Source organism: Paenibacillus agricola (genome assembly GCF_011440305.1).
GTDB classification, from domain to species: Bacteria; Bacillota; Bacilli; order Paenibacillales; family NBRC-103111; genus Paenibacillus_S; species Paenibacillus_S agricola.
The window spans coordinates 659,501-683,272 of the sequence record NZ_JAAOIW010000002.1; the positions used below are offsets into that span (position 1 = coordinate 659,501).

The 23,772-nt window shown below is 47.5% G+C and carries 20 protein-coding genes; 6 read left to right on the forward strand and 14 right to left on the reverse strand.

Annotated elements, in window-relative coordinates; genetic code table 11:
- Nucleotides 1-54: 54 nt before the first annotated feature.
- The 4 genes from G9U52_RS07455 to G9U52_RS07470 form a co-directional block, all read right to left on the reverse strand.
- Nucleotides 55-1,776 (reverse strand): DHA2 family efflux MFS transporter permease subunit, encoded by a 1,722-nt coding sequence (locus G9U52_RS07455; protein ID WP_166147832.1) that lies wholly within the window; start codon nt 1,774-1,776, stop codon nt 55-57.
- Nucleotides 1,777-1,788: 12 nt separating this feature from the next.
- Entirely contained in the window at nt 1,789-3,114 is a 1,326-nt protein-coding gene (locus G9U52_RS07460) for an efflux RND transporter periplasmic adaptor subunit (protein ID WP_166147834.1), read from the reverse strand.
- A gap of 25 nt (nt 3,115-3,139) precedes the next feature.
- Complete coding sequence (locus G9U52_RS07465; RefSeq protein WP_166147836.1) at nt 3,140-3,799, reverse strand: HlyD family secretion protein; 660 nt, start codon at nt 3,797-3,799, stop codon at nt 3,140-3,142.
- A gap of 81 nt (nt 3,800-3,880) precedes the next feature.
- Nucleotides 3,881-4,312: a MarR family winged helix-turn-helix transcriptional regulator gene (locus G9U52_RS07470; protein WP_243767215.1), complete on the reverse strand. Its 432-nt coding sequence runs from the start codon at nt 4,310-4,312 to the stop codon at nt 3,881-3,883.
- 363 nt (nt 4,313-4,675) lie between these two features.
- Here G9U52_RS07470 and G9U52_RS07475 point away from each other — a divergent pair, with 363 nt between their 5' ends.
- Together G9U52_RS07475 and G9U52_RS07480 are read left to right on the forward strand one after the other, a co-directional pair.
- Nucleotides 4,676-5,716, forward strand: a complete 1,041-nt coding sequence (locus G9U52_RS07475) for a hypothetical protein (RefSeq protein WP_166147841.1) — start codon at nt 4,676-4,678, stop codon at nt 5,714-5,716.
- Nucleotides 5,717-5,958: 242 nt separating this feature from the next.
- Nucleotides 5,959-6,537, forward strand: coding sequence for a DoxX family membrane protein (locus G9U52_RS07480; protein ID WP_166147843.1), 579 nt, complete (start codon nt 5,959-5,961; stop codon nt 6,535-6,537).
- Between the two features lie 116 nt (nt 6,538-6,653).
- Here G9U52_RS07480 and G9U52_RS07485 read toward each other — a convergent pair whose 3' ends face one another.
- Nucleotides 6,654-7,517 carry a sugar phosphate isomerase/epimerase family protein gene (locus G9U52_RS07485; protein ID WP_166147846.1) on the reverse strand — a complete coding sequence of 288 codons (864 nt, stop codon included), beginning with the start codon at nt 7,515-7,517 and terminating at the stop codon, nt 6,654-6,656.
- Between the two features lie 284 nt (nt 7,518-7,801).
- Here G9U52_RS07485 and G9U52_RS07490 point away from each other — a divergent pair, with 284 nt between their 5' ends.
- Complete coding sequence (locus tag G9U52_RS07490) at nt 7,802-10,285, forward strand: PBP1A family penicillin-binding protein (RefSeq protein ID WP_166147848.1); 2,484 nt, start codon at nt 7,802-7,804, stop codon at nt 10,283-10,285.
- 125 nt (nt 10,286-10,410) lie between these two features.
- Here the strand turns inward: G9U52_RS07490 and G9U52_RS07495 are convergent, their stop codons facing one another.
- The 7 genes from G9U52_RS07495 to G9U52_RS07525 all read right to left on the reverse strand — a co-directional run bounded on the left by G9U52_RS07495 (nt 10,411) and on the right by G9U52_RS07525 (nt 17,471).
- Complete coding sequence (locus G9U52_RS07495) at nt 10,411-11,457, reverse strand: siderophore ABC transporter substrate-binding protein (RefSeq protein ID WP_166147851.1); 1,047 nt, start codon at nt 11,455-11,457, stop codon at nt 10,411-10,413.
- An 18-nt stretch (nt 11,458-11,475) separates the two neighbouring features.
- The gene (locus G9U52_RS07500; protein ID WP_166147853.1) at nt 11,476-12,234 is read right to left on the reverse strand and encodes an iron ABC transporter ATP-binding protein; all 759 of its coding nucleotides are present in this window, start codon (nt 12,232-12,234) and stop codon (nt 11,476-11,478) included.
- The gene (locus G9U52_RS07505; protein ID WP_166147855.1) at nt 12,228-13,178 is read right to left on the reverse strand and encodes an iron chelate uptake ABC transporter family permease subunit; all 951 of its coding nucleotides are present in this window, start codon (nt 13,176-13,178) and stop codon (nt 12,228-12,230) included. The genes G9U52_RS07500 and G9U52_RS07505 overlap by 7 nt, the downstream gene beginning before the upstream one ends.
- Entirely contained in the window at nt 13,171-14,121 is a 951-nt protein-coding gene (locus G9U52_RS07510) for an ABC transporter permease (protein ID WP_166147858.1), read from the reverse strand. Before G9U52_RS07510 ends, G9U52_RS07505 begins: the two co-directional genes overlap by 8 nt.
- A complete protein-coding gene (locus G9U52_RS07515) occupies nt 14,118-14,684 on the reverse strand; it encodes a nitroreductase family protein (RefSeq protein WP_166147860.1) in 567 nt (188 codons plus the stop codon). Before G9U52_RS07515 ends, G9U52_RS07510 begins: the two co-directional genes overlap by 4 nt.
- A gap of 172 nt (nt 14,685-14,856) precedes the next feature.
- Nucleotides 14,857-16,425: an AraC family transcriptional regulator gene (locus G9U52_RS07520; protein ID WP_166147862.1), complete on the reverse strand. Its 1,569-nt coding sequence runs from the start codon at nt 16,423-16,425 to the stop codon at nt 14,857-14,859.
- A 236-nt stretch (nt 16,426-16,661) separates the two neighbouring features.
- Entirely contained in the window at nt 16,662-17,471 is an 810-nt protein-coding gene (locus tag G9U52_RS07525) for a phytanoyl-CoA dioxygenase family protein (protein WP_166147865.1), read from the reverse strand.
- Nucleotides 17,472-17,718: 247 nt separating this feature from the next.
- Between G9U52_RS07525 and G9U52_RS07530 the strand changes: the two genes are divergently transcribed.
- Nucleotides 17,719-18,540 (forward strand): helix-turn-helix domain-containing protein, encoded by an 822-nt coding sequence (locus tag G9U52_RS07530; protein ID WP_166147867.1) that lies wholly within the window; start codon nt 17,719-17,721, stop codon nt 18,538-18,540.
- Between the two features lie 125 nt (nt 18,541-18,665).
- Here the strand turns inward: G9U52_RS07530 and G9U52_RS07535 are convergent, their stop codons facing one another.
- Complete coding sequence (locus G9U52_RS07535) at nt 18,666-20,819, reverse strand: hypothetical protein (protein ID WP_166147869.1); 2,154 nt, start codon at nt 20,817-20,819, stop codon at nt 18,666-18,668.
- Nucleotides 20,820-21,282: 463 nt separating this feature from the next.
- Here G9U52_RS07535 and G9U52_RS07540 point away from each other — a divergent pair, with 463 nt between their 5' ends.
- Nucleotides 21,283-22,449, forward strand: a complete 1,167-nt coding sequence (locus tag G9U52_RS07540; protein ID WP_166147872.1) for an epoxide hydrolase family protein — start codon at nt 21,283-21,285, stop codon at nt 22,447-22,449.
- Between the two features lie 114 nt (nt 22,450-22,563).
- Here G9U52_RS07540 and G9U52_RS41320 read toward each other — a convergent pair whose 3' ends face one another.
- Entirely contained in the window at nt 22,564-22,791 is a 228-nt protein-coding gene (locus tag G9U52_RS41320) for a hypothetical protein (RefSeq protein WP_311764825.1), read from the reverse strand.
- Between G9U52_RS41320 and G9U52_RS07545 the strand changes: the two genes are divergently transcribed.
- A complete protein-coding gene (locus G9U52_RS07545; RefSeq protein WP_311764824.1) occupies nt 22,693-23,646 on the forward strand; it encodes a winged helix DNA-binding domain-containing protein in 954 nt (317 codons plus the stop codon). The two genes, G9U52_RS41320 and G9U52_RS07545, sit on opposite strands and share 99 nt — an antisense overlap.
- Nucleotides 23,647-23,772: the final 126 nt, after the last annotated feature.

Below are 23,772 nucleotides of genomic sequence, written 5' to 3' on the forward strand. Positions count from 1 at the left end.
TCCTGTAATCGTAAGACCGTATGTTGGTACGTTTTCGGTAATCATCTATTGAACCTAAGCTTTCAATATGCCGGGTATTGCCCCTGCGGATCCTTTGCCAGGCTTCGAGGGCTTTTCCGGTTCTGTTGGGTGCTCTTGCCCCATAGGTTCTTTGGGCTCAACCAGTGTTTGTTCAAGCTCCTTCGGATCTGTTTCATCGGGAGTCGAAGATTTAGGCGCTTCCGCTGGTGCCGAAGCAACTTTTCGCTTGCTTCTTAGAAAGAAGACAACCGGTATACAGAGAAATGCGGGAATCGCAGATATAAAGAAGGTGTCCCCAATTGACCGAACCATAGCTTCCAGCTGCATGATGCCAGCCAGGGTACTAGCCGCTGTCGCGCTTGCTGTGCTCGTGTCCACACCCCACTGATAGATCACTCCGGTCAACCCCGAAACGACGTTGCTCGCTGCCAGTGAATCGACAGTTACGCTTTCTGAAATATGTTGGTAATGGACAATCTGACGATTGCTCATAAGGGCAGCAAAAATAGCGATACTCATCGATCCGGCTACTTGTCGAACTACGTTGGATAACGGAGATGCATTATTGATTTGATGCTGCGGAATAGCGTTCATGCCGGCAGTGGTCAGTGGCATCATACAGAGCCCTATTCCAATGGCTCGAATGGTCAGCAGGACATTCAGCCAATGATGAGGGGTATCCGAAGCCAGCGTATGAAGATCAAATGTAGTAATTCCAATTATAGACAGACCTAAGACTCCAATAGGAACAACGCCAAATTTTTCCGACAGCTTACCACTAATCGGCATCATTAAGGCCATCGCAATCGACTGCGGCATCATAAGAAGCCCAGTCTGCATCGCTGACATGGATTGTACATTTTGCAGGAAGAGCGGTACGAGGAAGGTACCACCCATCATACCCATCATGACAAGGCTGCCGGCAATTACACTCATCGTAAATTTAGCATTTTTAAAAATCCTGAGGTCTAACAAAGGATGCTTACTACCAAGCTCGACCCAAATAAACAGTAGCAGGCTGAAAAACGAGACAAACAGCAAGCTGACGATGAATAACGAGGTCCATCCTTCAGTATTCCCCTTACTTAAAGCGAGCAGCACTGATCCAAAAAACAATATCGAAAGCGCAGCGCCTGCGGTATCAAATTTAATTACTTTATTTTTCACAGAATCCTTTAGAAGAATCCTGCCCATAATGAAAGCGAACAGTCCAATCGGGATATTTATTAAAAATAACCAACGCCAGCTGTAATACTGAATCATATAACCGCCGAAGGTCGGTCCAAGTGCTGGTGCCACCATAGCAGCAACGCCCCATAATCCGATAGCCGTGCCCACTTTTTCACGCGGGAAGGACGTATAAATAATAGCCATGCCGACGGGCATAATAAATCCACCAGCTAACCCTTGAATAATTCGGAACAAGATCAAGGTAACGTCGCTCCATGCCATCCCGCATAAGACCGAACCAATGGTAAACCCTGCAACCGAATAAATAAACACATTTTTATTGCCAAATCTTTCCCCTAAAAAACCACTCATCGGGATTACTACTGCAGAGGCCAGCATATAACCCGTAAGCACCCATTGGATGGTGGCTACATCGGAACCAAACACGGCAACGAATTTCGGCAAGGCAACATTCATTAAGCTGCTGTTCAAGACAGAAACAAATGTGCCGAGCACAATGGCGATCAGCCCTAGCCACATGCCTGCATCGCCCTCGGATTTCGTTTTTAACGTTGCGTCGGCCATTTTCTGCACCACCTATTCCACTTTCAGTTTTGCGCCATCAACGATTTTGTCGTTCGGATTCACGACAATTTGCTGTCCTGCTTGTAGATTTGATCCGGCCTCTACATAAACCCATTCCTGATTTTTATCGGAGGTCTTGACTTCAGCCATACGAGCTGTACCGCTCTCGACCTTGACCACATAATCTTTGCCGTCTTTCTTAATAAGCGCCGATTTCGGCACCTCCAGCCGGCTTTGTTCGGTATCCTTCATATGGACCTCGGCAATCGCACCGGCAAACAACAATCCATCTTTATTGTCGACTGTTACTTTGACCGGGAAGGTATTGCTGTTGGCGTTGGATACCGGACTGACAAAGGTGATCGTTCCAGGAAAGCTTTGATCGGGTACATTCGCCGCCTTCACGTCGACTGCTGTGCCTGCTTTGACCTTGCCAATCTGTGTATCGGTTACGCTGAGCTCTACCTGCACCTGGTTCATATCGACAACCGAGAACAAGGCAACACCCGGCTGTGCCATTTCTCCTGGCTGTATACTGCGTTTAATTACAGTTCCGTTCGATGGGGCTGTGATTGTTGCATTATTGACTGAATTGTTAGCTAGCTCAACCACTGAGTTCAATCGGTCTACATCAGCCTGTAAGGCTGTAATCGTATTGGGTGTGGCACCTGCTTGGGCCAGCTCGAGCTTGGCTCGTGCCGCATCGACCTGTGCAGCAGCAGCCTGGCTTGCAGCTTGCGCCTGTTCATACCCAGTCCTGGCTTTTTCGTACTCCAGCCCGCCACGATCCAGATCTTCCTTAGTCACACTCGATGAACTGTCAAACTGGTTGCGCAGGCGGTTATAAGTGTTGGTTGCAAATTCAAAGCCCGCTTTCCCCTGTTCTACAGTAGCTTCCGTCTGGGCTTGCGCGGCCTCGGCAGCACGCACCGCGCTCTCCGCCGCGCGTATTTCCTGCGATCTAGCACCTGCCTTTGTATCTGCCAGCTTCGCATTTGACGCAATAACGCCGGATTCCGCTTGTTTGAGCTGCTGGATCAAATCGTCGGTCTCCAGTTGGACAAGTACATCTCCTTTATTCACGTGGGCGCCTTCCTCCACATTGACAGCGGAAACCTTGCCTGACATTTTACTGACAATCTTCACTTCTTGGTTAGGATTAATTTTACCGCTCCAGCCGGCATCCGTAACTTGGCCAAGCTTGATAACCTTAACGGGCACATCAGCTGTGGCACTATTGGCCTGATTACCTGCACCTGCATCACTGCACCCTGAGAGCGCTCCGATTAATGCAAGCGATAGAACCACAGAAAACCCCATAGATGGTCTTATTTTCATTGTTTTTGCTCCCCTTATCATTACCTTAGTTGTCTTTGACTTGAATATTGATGGACGTGCTCATTCCCGGCGATAGATCGAACCCTTGTTGGTCATCAATGCTTATTTTTACCGCAATACGCTGTGTGACTTTCGTGAAATTACCGCTTGTATTAGACGCTGGAAGCAGAGAAAAGCTCGATGCTGTTGCCTTGCTGATCTCTTTTACCGTCCCTGTCAGTGTTAATCCAGCAAAGGTATCCACCTTGATCTCCACCTTCTGGCCGATCTTAATACGATGAATTTCGGTTTCCTCAATATTAGCTGAAACATACAAACGGCTTTGGTCCACGATCATGGCAACTGTCTGCCCAAGCGAAGCAACCTCACCAGGTTTGATTAACGTTTTGATCACAGTGCCCTCAATGGGGGATCTCAATGTTGCTTGATCAAGCATGCTGATACTTAAATTATTGCTATCCTGTTGCCCCAATATTTGGTCAGCCATAACGTGGTCTCCTTCATTAATCTGCATCGAGACCACTTTTCCTGTAACTCGAGGTATTACCTTGTAAATATCGCCAGCAAGCCTTGAATCTTCAGTAGATACATATTTTTGGGCATCATTCCAGAACTTCCACCCGATTCCGCTGCCGCTGATGACCATAACCACCAAAATCACAATCAACACTACTTTTCGCTTCATGCTTCTCCCCACTTCTCTTTCCATTTCTGAATTGTCTGAGCTTTATATATTTCGTATGCGAAATATCAAATTAACAAATATTTAACAGCTTTCAACTTCCAAATTCCTTAAAATCCGAGTGTGCAGCTTATCCATTGCTTGTAGTTCCTCATCAGGTACTCCTTGGATCATTTTCTGAAATAGCCCATTCTTCATTGACTTAATCGCTATGACTACCTGCTCACCCTGTTCACTTATTTTCAAGTTCACACTTCGGCGATCTACTTCATCACGGTATCGGAGTATAAGTCCCTTTTCCTCCAGCTTATCGCACAGAAGCGTAAGACCTCCAGCCGTCATATGTAATAGCTCCGCCAAATCGCTAACCCTTTGGCTTTCTCTATGAAGCTTTTGCAGCATGTTGGCCTGTGATAAGGTAAGGTTTAGCGGGCTGACCGCATTCCACTCGGCAATAAATTTTTTATGAATTAGCCGATACAGATGCTCCATTTTCTCCATATCGTAGTAGGTCATCAAGTCCCCTTCCACTCCTTTTAGTCAATAAAAAAATTGTTTTGACGCTAATCATTTCTGCATATAATATTTCGTATACGAATTAATATAACAGATAAGCCTAACCTTGAGAAATCCCGAAAATGGTCAAATTCTAGCATTTTCAAGCCATAATGGGGCTGATCATCCCCTTTTCTCCCCTTTGCTCAACCCCATAAAATAATACCATCTCTCACGCAGGGCTAAGATCTGTGTTCAAAAATTGTACATGTATTGGAGCTTAATCCATATTTACAAGGCATAAAAGACTGTGATATATTTCGTATGCGAAATGTATACTATTAAATATTTTCTATACGAAATAAGAAAAGGTGGAGATTGTTTATGAAAATCAAAAAACCATGGATGGCTGCTATTCTTTCTATGGCATTATTATTTAACGGAGCCGCTGCCTTAACCCCAACAACCTTCGCAGATGATGAGGATTTACCCATCTTTACAAAGGTGAAAGCACCGTTTGACGGACAACGATTTATGACGGATTGGTTAGGAAGGATCATCATACATACAGCTGCGATTGCGGATAAAGATTACATTGACATTCAAGATGCCTTACAGGCAGGGCAAACCTTAACTCAAGCATCGGGTCTTAATGGTGCCTTCTTGGATGGACAGCTACAAGGAATCCTTGCAGCTGATTTAAATTTATATTTACAAAACTATACAGCTACCCCTGAGTATCTTGCTAATTTGAAGGCTGATCTGAATAACGCTATCCAAAAAGCTATTTCCACACCCGGTTATATAACTCCCGGCACAAAGGGACAATTTAACTATAAGGCGCTTATCGATTTTCATATTAATCAATTGAAGATAAACGCTGCTTATCTTTCAGAAGAAGATTACATAGATATCAATGATCGTTTACTTCAAGGTAGTACGCTTGCACAAGCCGCTTCATTAAATGAAAATGAACTATTGGAAGCTTTACTTCGCCCGATTCTACAGGAAATTGACATTGCTGTGAAACAAGGGCAGCTTGCATCAATTGACGGCTCCAAATTTAAAGATCAAGCAAGAGTTACCATCTTCTCTGCTATTTCAACGCCTGGGAGTTTTGACATAACCAAAGCCGTCACCAAGACATTTTTGCAAACACGGTTAAATTCCATCCTCACCGATGCTTATCTCGTTACAAATAATGAAGATTTAGAATTTATGGACATGAAGAGTTCCTATAAAAATGGCGCCAGCCTAACTCAAATTACAGGTATTCCCGCCATGGAATTAACAACAAAGATAATGGAATTATGGAAATATGACTGGAAAGCTGCTACAAGCAGTTGGACAGCGGAAGAGCTGTCAGCCTTTGAGCAACAAGCCTCTCAAGCCATTCAAACAGCTATAACAGCAGCTAGCAAATAGTCAAAGCGAAAGCAATTGTGCCGGTGTGGCCCTATCCTTTCTGGCAGCAAGGCATCATGCGCAAAAAAGAGCACCCGCAATGGGTGCTCTTTTTTGCCTTACCTAATTACCCGAGCATTACAAAGCTTATGAGATGTGATACATATCACAGCATTTTCCATCCAAATGCCTTACAATTATCTTATCTTATACAGGCATTGTAGATTAAGTATGTGCCTATAATAAAAAGGAGGTCCTTGAGTATGCCAAACACATCATCCAAACACGAGATTATTATTCCTGAGAACCCGGTATCCAATTTTTTGTTCAATAATACAAGAGCCGCGACGATTTGGTTAATTATTCGCCTTTATGTGGGTTATGCTTGGATTACATCAGGCTGGAAAAAGATAACAAGCGAGGCGTGGACAGGAGACCAAGCTGGAACTGCGTTGCAGGGCTTTGTGAAAGGAGCCTTGGCAAAAGCCGAAGCAGGTAAGGATGTTACCGGCTGGTATGCCGACTTTTTGGGAAATATAGTGCTTCCCAACGCAAAGGTATTTGGATACATGGTAGCTTTTGGCGAGTTGCTTGTTGGGCTAGGATTGATTTTGGGGCTTTTAACAGGGATTGCTGCCTTTTTTGGGGGGATCATGAACGCCAGCTTTTTATTCGCCGGAACCTTGAGTACCAATCCGATTCTGTTCATTCTCGCAACATGGCTGGTGCTCGCTTGGAAAAATGCAGGCTGGTATGGCTTGGATCGTTGGGCGCTGCCTTTTCTTGGTACACCGTGGGGACGCAAGCCATCAAGCGATAGCTCGAAGACAACCCCTCTCTAAACACAAATCATGTAGTTGGGAACCTGATTCGGACCCCCTACATTATAGCCAACAGAAAGAGCTTCCCTCTATGGTTCAAGGGAAGCTCTTTCTTATTGTCAGCCGCGACCACGGAACTATACCTCGCTCCAGATCCTTAGCGCATTATCCATCCCGGACTTGGCCCCGACCAAGCAATCCTCCATGCCTTCGAATTCTATACTAACATAACCATTATAGCCTGAATGCTTGATCACCCTCAGCACTTCCCACACATCGATATCCCCATGGCCAAATATGGCTCCACGCAAATAGTTTCCTGAAGCGGTACGGAACCAGCCCTCACCCGGATTCCGATAGGAGGGGCGCAAATAAAAATCTTTAAGGTGCACCATCGAGGCGTAAGCGATGCTTTTTTTCACGGCGGCCACGGAGTCTTCATCAGCACACATAAAGTTGCCAATATCAACAGTCGTTTTAAAATTGTCACGATCAACCGCATGAACCAGTGCGAGCACCCGTTCACTGTCCTGAATATGATAACCATGATTTTCTACACTGGTCGTAATCCCATACTGCGTGGCATAATCAGCCACTCTTGTACAAGCCTGGGCTAGCTTGGGCAGATCTGCCTGAAAGCTCCGCACCGTTGCTTCGGGAATCGCACGCTTCCCCACATCATGCCTCACCAGTTTGACACCAAGCTTATGGGCGACATCAATCTCTTGGATCACACGGGCAATCTCCCGCTCATACGACTCTTCACTGTCTGTTATAAAATCAGCGCCAAACGTGTAGCTCGACAGGTCTAGCCCGGTATCGGCCGCTTTTTGGCGGATGGCCTCCACCAGGCTTGGATCTTCATGCAAATCATAACCAATCGGCACGATTTCCACATGCTCTGCCCCCTGGTCGGCCGCCCACTGGATAATATCAATGACCGTCATTTGCTTAGTTTGAAGCTGTTTTGCCAAGCTATACGTACTTAATCCTATTTTCAAAATATTGCCCTCCTCCGTAATGTAGACTATACTTTTAGATTATAGCTGGATTAAAGCCCAACTGTCTGCAGGATGTGTTCGCTTTCATTTTTATGATTAGGTGCATTTTATCATATTCCTGCCAGGAATCAATACCTGTTGCAGCCATTTGTGCATTTTAATTCCGATTATAGCAGCCTGCATCGGCGACACCTTATTCTCCCCATACTCCCTAAGCTTGCCCGATGTTTGGTCTTCTCCCGTTCGTGGTAATGATAATAAGGTATACGCAGGAGGACTGTCTGATGAACCCCATACATATAACCAAACAACAAGCAGATAAGGCTTCGAATAAACTTGTTGTTACAGCACGAATATTTCTGATGTCCTTTGTCAGCATCGCCCTCATTGCCGGCTTAATAGCCCTTAGCATCGGTTTGGTTTGGAATTCGTATCTGAGCATATACCGAGGTGTCGATATCTCATCTTTAGGGAAAGAGCCGCCCCAGTCCACTGTTTTTTACGATAGCCAAGGGGAAATCATAACCGAGCTTACCAATGCACGAATGGAATATATGCCTTTAGCGCAATTTTCTCCGACGGTTCTGGAAGCGATTGTTGCTGTAGAGGATGCCCGATTTTATGAGCATCAGGGTGTCGATTTATACGGGATTGCCCGCGCCTTTTACCATAATTGGAAGTCCGGTGATACCGTGCAGGGTGGCAGTACCATCACGCAGCAGCTTGCCAAAACGATGCTTTTTTCATCCGAGCAAACCTATTCTCGAAAAATCAATGAAGCTGTCGCTTCGATTAAAATAGAAAAGACGTATACCAAGGACCAAATTATGGAGTTGTATTTAAACTATATCTATTTTGGTGAAGGCGCTTGGGGGCTTGAGCGCGCGGCTAAGTCGTATTTTGGCAAGACGGCGTTAGAGCTGGATTTATCTGAAGCTGCCCTGCTGGCAGGAATCCCCAAGTCACCAACCAACTATTCACCTGTCAAAAAACCCGAGCAAGCCAAGGAGCGGCGCAATCTGGTTCTGAGCCTGATGGCTGAGCAGGGGAAAATTACAGCCGCAGAGCGGGATGCCGCCATCAGCACGGAATTGAAGCTAACCGAACAATCTCCTTTAAAAATAGCGAAAAACCCGTCCTACATCGACTATGTGATGCAAGAGGCGATCCAAAAGTACAAGCTGACTGAGCAGCAAATTTTATCCTCCGGTTACCAAGTTTATACGACCATGGTACCCAAGGTGCAACAGGCCGCGGAAGAGGTGTATGGCGACTCCTCATTGTTTCCTGAGGATGCAGGCGGCTTACAAAGCGGAGTTGTCTTGATGCAGCCTCAAACGGGTGCATTGATGGGGATTGTTGGCTCGCGAAGCCCACAGCAGGATTTCCGTGCCTTTAATTATGCGACACAAATTAAGCGCCAGCCTGGCTCGACCCTTAAGCCGATTATTGTGTATGCGCCAGCGCTTAGTGAGGGCTTTGGAACCAGAGACCGGATTCATGATGTGGAAACCGACTTCGGTGGAGCCTATAAGCCCGCGAATTATGGGAATAAGCTGCATGGCTGGGTCACGGTGGAGGAAGCTCTGGTACAATCCTATAATATTCCTGCGGTCGCCTTGCTGAAGGAAATCGGCATCGACAAAGGCATCGAATTTGCCAGCAAGGCTGGCTTGCCCCTAGAGCCGGAGGATCGCACCTTAGGCATTGCCTTAGGCGGGATGAGCACAGGCACATCTCCCCTTGCTATGGCGCAAGCGTATACGATGTTCGCGAACAATGGCAATATGGCAAAAGCTTATGCGATCACCAAAATCGTCGACAGGCATGGACGGCTCGTAGGCGAGTCCCAGCCTGTCCTTGAGCCCATGCTCGACCCGAACGTCGCGTTCACAATGACCAAGATGCTGGAAAAGGTGGTCAACGAAGGAACCGGGCAAAGTGCACAGATGGATCGGCCTGCCGCCGGAAAAACAGGCACAACCCAGCTTCCCGACATCCCGGAATTCAAGGATGCGGACGGTAACCAAATCGATGGCTCCAAGGATGCCTGGTTTGTTGGCTATACTCCTGAGATCGTCGCCGCCATCTGGCTGGGCTATGACAAAACGAACAAAGACCACTATCTTACCACGACTGGTGGCAAGTACCCTGCGGCATTGTTCAAGGAAGTCGTCACTCGAGCCCTGCTTGATGAGCCCATCGTCGATTTCGCTAAACCGGAGGCCTATGCAGCCGTAGTTGGCGGAGGCAAAAAGATCAACGGTGAGCAGGAAGCCATTATGCTCGCTGCCGCCGCCAAGAAAAAAGCCCAGGCCGAGAAGCAAGCCGAACTGGCTAAAGCAGTAGCAGCATCGAGCAAGTCCGATGCTAAAGCGGACGCTACTAAAGCCAACGCGAAGGACACAAAAGATACCAAAGCGAGTTCTAAGGACAGTTCTAAGGATAGCTCTAAAGATAGCTCTAAAGATAGCTCTAAGGACAGCAATAAAGGCAGCTCCAAGGATGCTGCTAAGTCTACTACTGCTGCTGACAAAGCCAGCGATTCCAAAAAAACGGATTCCAGCAAGCAAACCGCCAGCACAAGCAAAGCATCTGAACCGAGCAAGACTCAAGCATCGACCAAACCTGCCTCCTCAAGCACCAGCAAAAAGGATAATGACAACAAGGACACCAAAAACCAAACTGCCATAAAACCAGCGATAAAGCCTGTTTCCAAAACGACCAACACAGCTAACGATAGCAAAAAAAGTACAAGTACAAAGTAAACCAATGATAAAGATTAATGCTTTGACATCATACAAACAGCCCCCCAGCAAAGTGTTGGGGGGCTGTGAGTCCATCTATTTAAGAATTCATGGAGCTTAAGCTGCTTTACTGACTCGTGACAATCCTATTTCAAGCCCTTATCCACTTCGTCCACCATACCAGCAACGGAGATCAAGCCGCCGCCGGACACATACCAGTAGTTAGGATCAAGATACACAATCGAGCCATTCTTAAATGCGTTTGTTTTCATAACCAACTCATTCTCGATGACTTGTTTAGCGGTTGTTTTGCTTTCGCCGACAGCTGTTTCACGGTCAACTACGAATAGAATGTCCGGATTTTTCTCAACAATATATTCGAAGGAAATCGTTTGGCCATGCGTCGATACTTCAATATTTTTCTCGGAAGGAACCACGCCTAACACATCATGGATAAAACCGAAACGTGAGCCTGGACCATAGGCACTAGCTTTGCCGCCGGTTACCAGCGTAATAAGACCCTTTTTGTTGCTTGCAGCTGCTTTGGCATTTACCTTTTTGACGTTTTCTGTAATTTTAGCAAGCTCAGCATCTGCTGCTGCTTCTTTACCATAAATCTTGGCAATGACTTTTACGTTTTCTGCAAAGGATTCCATGTATCTTTTGTTATCAACACCAACAAAGACGGTCGGTGCAATTTTGCTTAGCTCTGCATAGTGGGCTTGCTGTCTGCCCGAAATTAGAATTAATTCTGGTTTCATCGCACTAATTTTTTCGAAATCAGGCTCTTGCAGGGTTCCGATATTTTTGTATTTCGCATCTTTATATTTAGCTAAGTAGGTAGGAACACTGGACTGTGCTACGCCTGTAACTTCAATACCCAATTTGTCCAACGTGTCCAAAGCGCCGAAATCGAATACGACAAGGTTCTTGGCATTTGATTTCACTTTGGTTTCTCCCAATTGGTGCTTGATCGTAATTTCAGTCGGAGCAGCAGGTGTTGCTGGAGCTGGCGTGGATGCCGCAGGAGCTGATGCAGCTGGTGCTGGTGCACTTGCAGCCGGAGTTTTGGCAGTTTCAACAGGAGCGGTCGAACCGCAGGCAGCAGCAACAATAGCAAGAGTTAACATAATTACAAGCATGAATATTTTTTTCACTTTGTTCACCTCTAGAGTTTTTTTTATTGGACTCATTCACGAGCGGTACGCCCTTTATGAGAAATAAACACAAATTTTATTACCGTTAATCGTTTCGATCTGGATGTCCATATCATAAACTTCCTTCAATACCGCCGAATTGATGATCTCATCGGTCGTGCCTTCCTTGACCACTTTGCCATCCTTGAGGGCTACAATGTAGTCGGAATAACAGGAGGCAAAATTAATATCATGCAGCACCAGAACAATTGTTTTACCCAGCTCATGCACCATCTTCTGTAGCACCTTCATTATTTGTACCGAATGCTTCATATCGAGATTGTTCAGCGGCTCATCCAATAAAATATATTCGGTATTCTGCGCGACCACCATCGCTATGTAAGCCCGCTGCCGCTGGCCACCGCTGAGCTGGTCCAAATATTTATCCTGCATATCCTGCAGGTCCATGTAGTGGATCGCCTCATCGACGAACTTCCAGTCCTCAGGGGTCAGCCTCCCTTGCGAGTACGGAAAACGCCCGAAGCTGACTAGCTCCTTGATCGTCAAACGGATATTAATATGATTGGATTGCTTCAGGATCGAGATTTTTTTGGCCAAGTCATTGCTTTTGGATTTCCCAATTTCTGTGCCTTCAATAAATACCTCTCCACTATCCTTCGTAATCAATCGGCTAACGATCGACAGCAAGGTGCTTTTCCCCGCTCCGTTGGGGCCGATGAATGAGGTAATTTTACCTTTGGTAATGGAAACTGATACATCATCGACGACATTTTTGTTACCGTATCGTTTGGATACCCGCTTTACTTCTACCACGACTTATTCTCCTTTAACAGCAGATAAATAAAGTAAATGCCGCCGACAAGATTGATAACGACACTTACGGTCGTTGTGAAGGTAAACACACGCTCAACGATCAGCTGGCCTCCAACCAAAGCGACAATACTGATCAGGATGGAGCCGGGAATCAGCACTTTATGCCGATACGTACCGAACATTTGATGCGCAACATTAGCCACCAGCAAACCAAGAAAGGTGATGGGACCGACTAGCGCTGTCGATATGGAGATCAGAATCGCTACAAGAATCAGCAATCTTTTCACTACATAATCATAATTGACACCTAGGTTAACCGCATGCTCCTTGCCCAGCGACAAGACATCCAAATACTTGGCGAATTTCCAGAAGTACACGGCCACGCCCAATACAATGATGAAGGAAAGCAGCAGCAGGTCGGAGCCTACCCGATTAAAGCTGGCAAACATTTTATCCTGGACATGCAAAAATTCGTTCGGATCGATCATTACCTGCATAAACGACGAGAAGCTTCCGAACAAGGTGCCCATGATGATGCCGACCAACAGCAGAAAGTAAATGTTCTGCCCTTCTCTGCGGAAAATAATGCGGTACAAGACACTTGAGAACAACACCATCAAGCCTACAGAAAGCCCAAAATGGACATGCTTGCTCATCATCGACAAGGTCGCCGAACCCAGGAAGTATACAATAAAGGTTTGAAACAGCATATAAAGCGAATCCAGCCCCAATATACTGGGAGTCAAAATGCGGTTGTTCGTAATCGTCTGGAATACCATGGTGGAAAAGGCAATGGCCGCAGCCGTCAGCACGATAGCCAGGATTTTGATACCACGCCTTGGCAGGATGTAGCTCCAATTGCCTCCTGACTGAATAACCATAAACGTAGCGATAAGTGACAGGGCGACTATGGCCAAAATCGTGATTTTGACTCTATTATGCATAAGCCTTTCTCCTCATGAGCATGTAAAGAAAAATCCCGCTCCCTATTACACCCACCGTAAGGCCAATCGAAATCTCATAGGGATAAATGATAACTCTCCCCAGAATGTCACAGAACAACACGAAAGCGGCTCCCAATAAGGCCGTGTGGCTTAAGCTTTTTTTGAGGTTATCGCCTTGGTACATCGTGACAATATTCGGAATGATCAGTCCTAGAAACGGAATCATACCCACAGTAAGAATAACGACCGAGGTGACTAAAGCTACGATCACAAGCCCGATATTGACAACCTGCTTGTAGTTCAACCCCAGGTTGACCGAGAACTCCTCGCCCATCCCTGCAACGGTGAAGCGATTCGCGAACAAATAGGCAATAATAACAAGCGGGACGCTGATATACAAAAGCTCATAACGACCCCTCATAATCATCGAGAAATCACCATGCAGCCATGCCGAAATGCTTTGGATCAGATCATGCTTGTAGGCGAAAAATGTTGTTGACGAGCTGACGATTTGTCCAAACATCAACCCCACCAAAGGGATAAAAATAACATCCTTATACTTCACCTTGTCTAATATTTTCATAAAAATAAAAGTTCCCAGCAAGGCAAAAGCACAGGAAACGAGCATCATTTGCATCGGACTGGCGGTGGTAAACAGCATCATGGACACCAGAATGCCGAATCTGGCGGAGTCCTCGGTTCCCGCCGTTGTCGGCGAAACGAATTTATTACGCGTGAGCTGCTGCATAATAAGGCCGATCACACTCATGCTGACTCCGGCTATCAGCAAGCTAATTAAACGTGGGAACCTGCTAATGAACAGGATTTCCACCTGGTCCTTGGTCAATGAGAATATGTCCAAGGGACTGATATCCTTTACACCTATGAATACGGAGCAAAAGGATAAAATCACAATAGCAATCAACAAATATCTTTTTTTCATGTGGATTCAATAATCGTAATTAATTCAGCCGCCGGAATTCTTGGCTGTGCTGCCGGAATCTGCTCCGGATAGCCGACATGAAGGCTTCCTATCGCCCGCTCGCCTGGCTGAATGCCCAGTGCTGTACGGAAGGCATTATCGGACAAAAGCGGATAGCTTTCCCAGACGAGGCCTATACCCTGCTCCCAAGCCAACAGGCTGAAATTGTGGATCAGGCAGCTGGTTGAAGCATAATCCTCCTCACGAACGGTAATCGCAGGACTTTCCTTCATCAGGACAACAACAAACATCGGGACAGCCATAAACTTATCGTGAAATTTCTGCCCTAATTCTTTGGATTTCTCAGGATCTCTCTCTCTTTTCCCCACGGCCGTACGACTGATCTCGGCAATCCGCTTGCGACCTTCTCCATGGACAATCACGAAGCGCCAAGGCTGTGTCATCTTATGGTTGGGCACCCATACCGCTGTATCCAGGAGCTCAGTTACAAGCTCGATAGGCACTTCACGATCCTGGAATCGGTGAACCGACCGTCTTTCCTTTAGAAGCTGAGTTAATTGCATCCTTTTTCCCCCAAGCCTAGTAAAAATAATAATGTGATAGTAATAATCATTCTCACTACGATATATTAAAGGAACCACCCTCGGCTGAGAATGGACTTTTCTTTATTTCGCTTGGACATTTCTATAATCGTCAAGTTCTTATTGAAGCTTTTATGGATTAAATGTGAATGAGTCAGTCGGCACTAACAAGTAGTTGTGTGACCATCTGCTCGACCAGGCTTTCGTTGACAACGGCATTGTAAAGCGGGGAATCATAGTTGCGAATAAATAGGCAGCGTTTCTTGAGACGGCTTGGTTTCAGGATGCGCCACTGCTGCTCAAGCTCCGAGCAATAAGCTTCTGTAGTCGCGGAATGGACAAGAAACAGCACATTCTCACAATCAAGCTCCGCTACTTCCTGTAAGGTATCCACTTTCATCATACTAATCTGCTTAGCCGGAGAAGGCGGGATGACCTGTAAATCGTCGTAAAAAATATCCCGCAGCTTGCGCCGTTTCATCCCGAATATATAGAAGCTGTTTTTCATAGCGTGCACGACCAGAAAAGGCTCATCGCCAAGCAAATTTTTAACATGGCGCCTTGCGTTCTCCACCTTCATATCATAATAGGAGAGCCAGCGCTCCGCTACAGAGGATAAGCCCAACAGCTCACCAATATCGATCAGGCGTTCTTTCCAGGAATATTCCTTCCAGCGCAGCACCGTGACCGGAGCTATTTGGGACAGCGCTTGATACAGCTCCTCGGATACCGGTCCGATCAGGATCATATCCGGCTCCGCACTGGCAAGCTTTTCAAGCACATACGCTGGATGGTCCTGCCACCCCCGGTCAAAGGATAAGTAAGGTGTAATCCCAAGAACAAAGAGGTCACCTGCAAAGACCTCGTTCAAATTGGCAACTTTCCTTTTGGCGCAGGCTGTATATTCGGTCGGTGTCATCCCCATATGCTTCTTGAAAAGCCGGCTGAAATAATATTCATCACCATAACCAACAGAATGGGCCACCTCTACAATCGACCCTGGCGCATTCGCCAATAAATGGAGCGAGGCATCCAAGCGGAGCTTGGTCATATATTTGTGTGGGCTTAGCCCTGTTTGCTCTTTAAATGCGGTATAAAACCGGCTGGAGCTGGAGCCTGATGATTTGGCAAGCTCTTCAATATCCATCGGAAGATGAGATTGATCCTGCATAAACTGGCGGGCTTGTTCCACAAAAACAATAAGGTCGGCCTCCGTCTCCTTAGGCTTTTGCACGGATTCGATGAAGCTTGCGGTGAGGGCATACAAATGCGATTGAAGCTGGTAAACCAATGCCGTATTCAAGGGCTGCCCCTCGTCCATAAAATCGAGAATCCAGCTACGTAATTGCGGCATACGGTAGGGATGAAAGCCGGACTGGTCAAATAATTGGTCAAGCAGCGCACACGGCTTTTCCTTAGAGGGCGGCATCTGCAGGGCTTCCTGCATGAATCGAATCCATATAATCGTAACAGCTTGGTTCGCCGTATTCGTTAATCGGCACTGGCAATGGGCAGGCACCATAAACAGCTCACCGCTTAACGCATTGCCTTCGGAATGCTTATAGGAGGTACTTAGGGCCACTGATACCTTGTTCTGCATGACAAAAGCAAAGCTGTATTCGTTGTCTGTGTCAATATTCAGCTGTCCGCCTTTAGCTATCTTGATCTCTCGGGTATTCATATAAGTTAAGGGTAATTGACGAATTCGTTCCGTCTGAGGCATGTTAGACCCTCCTTTGTAGGGATAGAACCGGGCAATCCAGCGATAGCCTAGTCACCCATTAGTGGTTCGCCAGCAGCCACTTCAAGGACAATTTAATGATAATGGTTATCATTTATATTTTATCTGTTTTCGGTTGATGATACAAGTTCTGAGGGATGGAAAAGCTAGTGAAAACAGGCAAAAAAAAGCACCAACCCTTCAAGGGGCTGATGCTCATTCATAATCTGGAATCTGGATTAATGCGGGTAGGCGATATCATGCTCGATGCCGCATGGGCCTCCGTCAGGATTGGCTTGTAGATCCACCGGAGTTCCGTCCATTCGGAACAAAGGCCGGTAATGGCTGCTAATATGCGTAGCGGATTCATTGGCATAATGGGAAATGAACGCCCTACGGAAGCGATCCTTCGTTTTATTGCGGTACGATCCATGGATCAAATTACCGTTAAAGAACAGCACATCGCCTCGATCCATCACGGCCGGAACCGCCTTTTGATCCTTCGGTGGCTTTACATAATGCGTCGTAAACGATTCATTCGCATCCGATACGTCGGGACAAACGGTTTCGTATTGATTCGTTTTAGGTACGACGAGCAGCCCGCCGTTTTCCTCATTGGCCGGATCAATCGCAGTCCAAGCCGCAATACAGTTTCCAGGCTCAACTTTGAGGTAAAAATTATCCTGATGCAAGGCTTGCCCGCGGGAGCCTGGAGGCTTGTAATAAAACATGCTTTGTGCAGCAAGCGGCTCCTCCTCGAATAAGTCTGCCAGTAGTTCCATGACAGGCTGGTGCAGCATATACCTTTTGGCTGTTTCATTAAAGCGGTGCGGGTGCATCACACGAGGATACTGCTGTAAAGGGTCGGATGCTTCGGCTTGCAGAACAGGCTCAAAATGGCCGGGAATGCTCTGATGGCTAATTTCCTCAAAGGTGCGGTCGATCTCGGCCAAATCCTCCTCGGAAAACAACCCTTTTACAAGTAAATAACCCTCTGTTTCAAAATGCTGCTTTTGTTCCTTGGTCAGCTTGCGCAGCTCATAGGACATGCTTGTTCCTCCTCATCTGTAAAAACCTTCATCACTGGCTTGAACTCATATTTAAACTTAATCTCATATAAGTATCATAGATCGATTTCCACAAAATCAGAAGTAACAATGATGCTAATTAATCCTACAATCCTGCTATACCCCTAGAACATATTGCAAGGTTGGGGTAAGCTAGTAGTAAAGAAAACCCTTTGGTAGCCTACGTATCCACAGAGCTATACACTAAATAGGAGAGGAGCAATAGGTCATGCAATTCAGCCGTAGCAATTACAGCCATAACTCGAATTCTGAGGAAGCGGTTGTTCGTACCGTAATTGCCGGCCATTTTAACGAGCCGGACAGCTACGTCACCAAGAGGCCGCAGGGCCGAAACGACTGGCTTCTTACGTTTACGCTCGGCGGAGAAGGTTATTGGCTGGCAGGTGGCAAAGAGCAGCTATGCCACACCGGCGATCTGACGCTGCTCAAACCGGGGGCTCCCCACCAATATGGAACCAGCAAGGGACAAACCTGGCATTTTGTTTGGGTCCATTTCCCCGTAAAGCTGGCAGAAAGCAATCTGCTTCCAGAAGACGAGGAAGAGCTCTCCGTGCAGCATATCGATAATGAATTTACCCGCGAACGGATTCACAATGCGTTCATTCGTATTCTTACCGACTCCAGAGAGCGCGGGGAATATGGATATGAGCTGTGCAGCAGCGCCTTGCGGGAAATTCTGCTGCTGCTCGCGCAAAAGAAAAACCGCGCTATCGACTCCCGAGTCGAAGAGACGCTCCATCTACTTTCACAGCATATGAGGGAGCAGCTTAAGATCGACGATATTGCGAGGAAGGTCGGGCTTTCTCCATCGCGGCTGTCCCATCTGTTCAAAAGCGTCACCGGCCAATCGATTGTCGATACTTTGAATCAAATGAGGATCCAGCAGGCGGCGCTATTGCTGGAGCATACCGATCGAAGTGCATCCGAAGTAAGCCATGACGTGGGCTTCCAGAATTACAACCATTTCATGAACCAATTCCGCAAATGGTACGGCGTCAATCCGAGCACGTTCAGGCGAAAAGCTCTTTGAATTCACTTCTGTGCTAGCCAAACCAAAAAAGGATTAAAGCCTACTCGGTAATTCCCGAATATTCTTTAATCCTTAGCTTTCATCCATTCATTCCTGCATCATTCACTCTCTTGAATCATGCCTACTCATTCAAACTGCCGCGCCAGCTCTACATCGGAGCGTACATCCTCGGCATAATACGTATAGCCGAAGGTACGTTTTACACGCGCCATGAAATAGGGCTTGTTGTGCTGGCTCCAGAAAAAGCCAAGCCGCTCCCAATGTCCGCAGGCTTCTTCAAGCAGGACGACCGCCTGCTCTTTGTGCGCCTTGTCGCCGTTATGCCGGTAACGGCTCAGCTCCAGCGCTGCACTAAATTTGCAGCGGTAATAGTGTCCCATAGCCGCGTAGGCTTTCAAGTCAAGCCAAGTACATTCAGCATGGCTGCCTTTGCATTCGCCTAAGTCTGTGCCTAACTGCACGGCCAGACGCTCCGTAGCCTGTGCGGATTCATCCAGTATCCGCACAATATCGACAGGCGTTTCCCGCCGGTCTTGCCTGTTGGGCTGCTCCCCGGATTTCTCATCAAGCTGCTCCTTGGCTGGCCTGTTGCTCGCGCCCACACCATTACCCTGCTCCAGTCGACCTTCCGATTCGGCACGGGCAAATTCGTTAATGCCCATAACCCCTACACCCGGCATCGGAACCCCATCGACAAAATCAAGGATCGTTTTAAATCCGCTCACCTGGGACAGGCAGCTTTCGGCATGCCATTGGAAGTCGTAATCGATCCAGAAGAGCCGGTTAACGGCTGGAATAATTCGTGAAGCGACACGCAACCCCTGCAAAAATGTCGGAGCATGCTGAGGTCCATATTGCGCTTCCAGTAAATAGGTCCAGGTCTTATCATCCGTGTCGGGATCATAAGCAAGCCGACCCCATAGCTGGAATTGTAGCAGATGGCGTTCAAAGTCATATTTCCAGGTTTTATGCCCGTGGTCAATGTGCTGAAAATCCCGCCCCCAGAGATAACCATCGGAGCCCCAATAAAACCCCTTAATATAAGGCTTAACCATACCTTTTACGTAAGCCCGCACATAGTCCGGGTCGCCCCAGCGATGGGTGAAAACATCATCATTACGCACGGTATATAGGATTTGTGTCGTAGTTAGATCAATCCCATCCCAAGCATCCCACAGCTTCTCAAACTGGGGCTCTGGATGGGAATAGCAATGCGCATTAGAATACTTCCAGCTGATATAAAACTGCTTGGGATCAAATAAAGGCTGGACCAGCTCCTTAATTTCCTTGCCTGCACTTTGCATATTCGTCCGGTGGATGAACGGAATCGTCCTGCCGGATTGCTTGATCGCCTCCACGTACGTTTCGACGATCCATTGCTCACGCTCGTAGCCGCTGCCGTCCATCCATTCGCTTGCCGAGGTGCCCAGTCCCTTAAGCTCGGGATAAGTAAGCAGCACCTGCAGCACCATCTCACGGATATAATCGCGGATGACCTCAGACTGGCCACGGAAACGGTTAAGCGGCAGGCCGACACGATGAATCAATTCATCGTACATATCGCCATAATCGCCAACGTTCTCCGGCAGCCCCAAGCCCTTCGCTACCTCGGGCGTCAGCCTGATGTTCCAGGTGAACAAATAAATATCGATGCCGCGGCTGGTGGCGTGACGGAACAGCTCACGGAAAAAACGTATGTTGCGGTCAATCTGTACATCACTGTAAGGGTTGGCTGCCCTGAATTTGGAGGATACCACCATCAGATGAAAAGGATGCTCCGACCACAAGCTCAAACAATTGTAACGGTTCAGCGCCAGCATATCGATATAAGCACGCCAAAACTCGATATCCATACAGGTAGCTGTATTAAGCACAAAAGGGTCCCCATCATCAAAGGGAACATACGGAAGGTTATATTTGATGCCGCGTACGCCAAGCGCTGGCTGCCGACTGATTTCCTCACCTTGCTGCAAATCCTCGCCCCGTCCAAGCCGTTCCGCCCACTCCATGCAGCCATACATGACGCCGCGGGAGTCTGAGCCCTCGATATGGATCCGGTTTCCACTTTTATAAATACGGAAGGCTTCATTCTCATAGAGGGAAGGTTGATTCCTTAATGTAGGCATTTTCTTAATAATAATACCATTTTCCGGCAGCAAGACCGTACCATGCCCCTCAAATTGCTCAATGAAATAGATGCCTTTCAATTGCAGGGCTTTTTTGACCTGGTCGACTCCATAATGAATCATAGCATCGCGATGATCGTAGATCAGCTTCATGGGTTGTCCTCCTTAGAGTTTTCGTAGAAAACTTACTTCGTAAGCGCTACTGAGTATTGCTCTAGCAAAATTTACTTCGTAAGCGTTGGCATGCCCCATATTATCATGAATGCACACGGCAATGAATAGACACTTCTTGCTCCCTAGCCAACCTAGCAGGCTTCCTCCTTTTTTCTCAAAAAAAGCTCCTTTAGTTGCTCAACTATAAGTATTTAAGCCGAAAAGTGGACGGAAACAGCCCATAAATCGCCTTATACATCCCTATGACAGAAATTGACCTTTGCCCATAAAACCATATCAGATGTAAGAAATCGATAATATTTCTGATTTTTCAATCCATCGATCCCCAAATTAATTTTTATCGTGCATTGCACCCTGACATCATGCTGTCAGGGTCCATGCTTTAATATAAGAAGTGTAAGGAAGAAAAAAATGTTCACCCAAATTCGAGGAGGAAATCCTAATGAAAACTTCTACTCCAGCTTCAAAGGCAGCAGACACTGAAATCCTACCTTTTCGCATCGCAATTCCGCAAGCAGACTTGGATGACCTGCAATACCGCTTGTCCCGTACCCGCTGGCCTGATGTGCTGCCTGGCGCTGGCTGGAAATACGGCGTGTCGCTTACATATGTGAAGGAACTGGCAACTTATTGGCAAAACGAATATGACTGGCGTAAATACGAAACACGTCTGAATGAATTCCCCCAGTTCACGACAACAATAGATGGAGCCCATGTGCATTTCCTGCATGTCCGTTCTCCCGAGCCTGATGCACTTCCTCTAATTCTCACACACGGTTGGCCGAGCTCGATTGTGGAGTTCTTGGACCTGATCGGTCCGCTTACTGATCCTCGGGCACATGGTGGCGATCCAGCCAACGCCTTCCATCTCGTCATCCCTTCCGTGCCCGGCTTCGGCTTTTCAGGCTCGACCCTAGAGGCTGGCTGGAATATTACTCGCATTGCTAAAGCCTGGGCAGAATTGATGAAGCGTCTAGGCTACGAAAAGTACGGTGCTCATGGCAGCGACTGCGGCGCGCTTGTTTCCCGCGAAATGGGCATTCAGAAACCTGACGGTCTGCTCGGCATCCACGTGCTTCAATTGTTCTCCTTCCCTTCTGGCGATCCAGCAGAGATGGCAGATCTGTCCGCAGATGATATGGGACGCCTTCAATTTCTAGCGGATTTTCATGAGCGGGCGGGCTTCAATGCAATTCAGCAAACCCGACCGCAGACATTGACCTATGGGCTCACCGACTCTCCGGCAGGCCAGCTCGCTTGGATTGCAGAGCTGTTTAATGGCTTTGGTGATCATGTGGACTTCGTGAATCGCGACGCTTTTCTGACGAATGTTATGCTGTATTGGCTGACCAATACTGCCGAATCCTCCACTCGCTTGTATTACGAAAATGCGCATAATAGCGAACAGACAGAGCAAGGTCCGAATACGACTCCGACGGGTGTGGCTGTGTTCGGTTATGACTTCAAATCCATGAAGCGCTTCGCAGAACGTGATAATACCAGCATTGTACAGTGGTCAGAATTTGAACGTGGCACCCATTTCGCCGCCATGGACGCGCCGGATCTTCTGGTCCCAGACCTTCAAACGTTCTTCCGTCGCTTCAGATAAGAGTAGACAACTGTAAGAATCCAAAAGGAGGCTTCAATAATGAGCGTGAGCGTAACCAAGACGACCCCCATTAAAGGCATGGCATGCGGAGGTGAACAGGTACCAGTGCTAGGACTACGCGCCTTGAACCGCGCCCTGCTTGCGAGGCAAATGCTGCTGAGTCGCGTAAAGCTGCCAGCACTGGATGCCATCGAGTGGTTGGTCGGTTTGCAAGCTCAAGCTCCAAATGCTCCTTACTTCGATCTGTGGACACGGATCGAAGGATTCCGACAAGAAGAGCTGTCTAAGCTCATCCAAGACAGAAAGGCCGTGCGCATCGCACTGATGCGCTCGACCCTTCACTTGGTGTCCGCCCGAGATTGCCTAAATCTCCGCGCTTGTTTACAAGCTGTCCATGACCGCAGCTTGAACGGCGCATTCGGCAAACGCCTCGCAGGCTTAGACACTAAGTCGCTGGCAACAGCAGGCCGCGCGCTGGTCGAAGCTAAGCCTCTTACGTTCAGTGAACTCGGCAAGCGGTTAAACGAACAATGGCCCGATCGTGACCCAGCTGCTCTCGCGGCTGCTGTCAGGACCTGGGTACCGCTCGTCCAATTGCCCCCCCGCGGTCTCTGGGGGAGAGCGGCCAAGCCATACATACTTCTCTGGAAGCATGGCTCGGGCACCCCCATTTCCGCTGAGCCGGCAACAGAGGCGATGATTCTGCGCTATCTGGCCACATACGGCCCGGCTACCATTAAGGACATACAGGTGTGGTCGGGACTTACCCGATTACGTGAGGTGATGGAGAGGCTTCGTCAGCAGTTGGTCATCTTCCGCGATGAGCAAGGCAACGAGTTATTCGACTTACCCGACGCTCCACGGCCTGATGCAGATACCCAGTCCCCGCCGCGATTCCTCGGCGAGTTTGATAACATGCTCTTGTCTTATGCAGATCGTAAGCGCATCATTGACGAGGTTTACCTTAAGCGGGTAATCACCGAGAACGGCATTATCCGATCTACGATACTCATTGACGGCTTCGTCTGCGGAACATGGAGGATCAAGCGAGATCAAGGGACAGCTACATTAATCATCGAGCCTTTTAAGCGACTTTCCAAACAAGAACAAAGTGCTCTAGCTGAGGAGGGAGCTCGTTTGCTAATTTTTGCAGCTGATGATCATTCCCATGACATCCAGTTCGCCCCTCTGGAGTAACGAACCAGTGAGTGATCGGGATAGGTAAGACGTTTTTTTGCCAAATTCGTTAACAAGAAGGTCATAGCGCATTAAGTGTAGAAAAGATATCTAAAAGGTGACGATTGATTTACGTTTAGGAGGAAC

What these genes read in the sequence shown, in the direction of transcription:
- G9U52_RS07525 (WP_166147865.1), bottom strand. Translation starts at nt 17,471, where the DNA reads ATGTCCTATGAGCTGCGCAAGCTGACCAAGGAACAAAAGCAGCATTTT.
- G9U52_RS07505 (WP_166147855.1), bottom strand. Translation starts at nt 13,178, where the DNA reads ATGCATAATAGAGTCAAAATCACGATTTTGGCCATAGTCGCCCTGTCA.
- G9U52_RS07475 (WP_166147841.1), top strand. Translation starts at nt 4,676, where the DNA reads ATGAAAATCAAAAAACCATGGATGGCTGCTATTCTTTCTATGGCATTA.
- G9U52_RS07510 (WP_166147858.1), bottom strand. Translation starts at nt 14,121, where the DNA reads ATGAAAAAAAGATATTTGTTGATTGCTATTGTGATTTTATCCTTTTGC.
- G9U52_RS07535 (WP_166147869.1), bottom strand. Translation starts at nt 20,819, where the DNA reads ATGAAGCTGATCTACGATCATCGCGATGCTATGATTCATTATGGAGTC.
- G9U52_RS07530 (WP_166147867.1), top strand. Translation starts at nt 17,719, where the DNA reads ATGCAATTCAGCCGTAGCAATTACAGCCATAACTCGAATTCTGAGGAA.
- G9U52_RS07495 (WP_166147851.1), bottom strand. Translation starts at nt 11,457, where the DNA reads ATGAGTCCAATAAAAAAAACTCTAGAGGTGAACAAAGTGAAAAAAATA.
- G9U52_RS07540 (WP_166147872.1), top strand. Translation starts at nt 21,283, where the DNA reads ATGAAAACTTCTACTCCAGCTTCAAAGGCAGCAGACACTGAAATCCTA.
- G9U52_RS07490 (WP_166147848.1), top strand. Translation starts at nt 7,802, where the DNA reads ATGAACCCCATACATATAACCAAACAACAAGCAGATAAGGCTTCGAAT.
- G9U52_RS07480 (WP_166147843.1), top strand. Translation starts at nt 5,959, where the DNA reads ATGCCAAACACATCATCCAAACACGAGATTATTATTCCTGAGAACCCG.
- G9U52_RS07520 (WP_166147862.1), bottom strand. Translation starts at nt 16,425, where the DNA reads ATGCCTCAGACGGAACGAATTCGTCAATTACCCTTAACTTATATGAAT.
- G9U52_RS07460 (WP_166147834.1), bottom strand. Translation starts at nt 3,114, where the DNA reads ATGAAAATAAGACCATCTATGGGGTTTTCTGTGGTTCTATCGCTTGCA.
- G9U52_RS07470 (WP_243767215.1), bottom strand. Translation starts at nt 4,312, where the DNA reads ATGACCTACTACGATATGGAGAAAATGGAGCATCTGTATCGGCTAATT.
- G9U52_RS07455 (WP_166147832.1), bottom strand. Translation starts at nt 1,776, where the DNA reads ATGGCCGACGCAACGTTAAAAACGAAATCCGAGGGCGATGCAGGCATG.
- G9U52_RS07465 (WP_166147836.1), bottom strand. Translation starts at nt 3,799, where the DNA reads ATGAAGCGAAAAGTAGTGTTGATTGTGATTTTGGTGGTTATGGTCATC.
- G9U52_RS07515 (WP_166147860.1), bottom strand. Translation starts at nt 14,684, where the DNA reads ATGCAATTAACTCAGCTTCTAAAGGAAAGACGGTCGGTTCACCGATTC.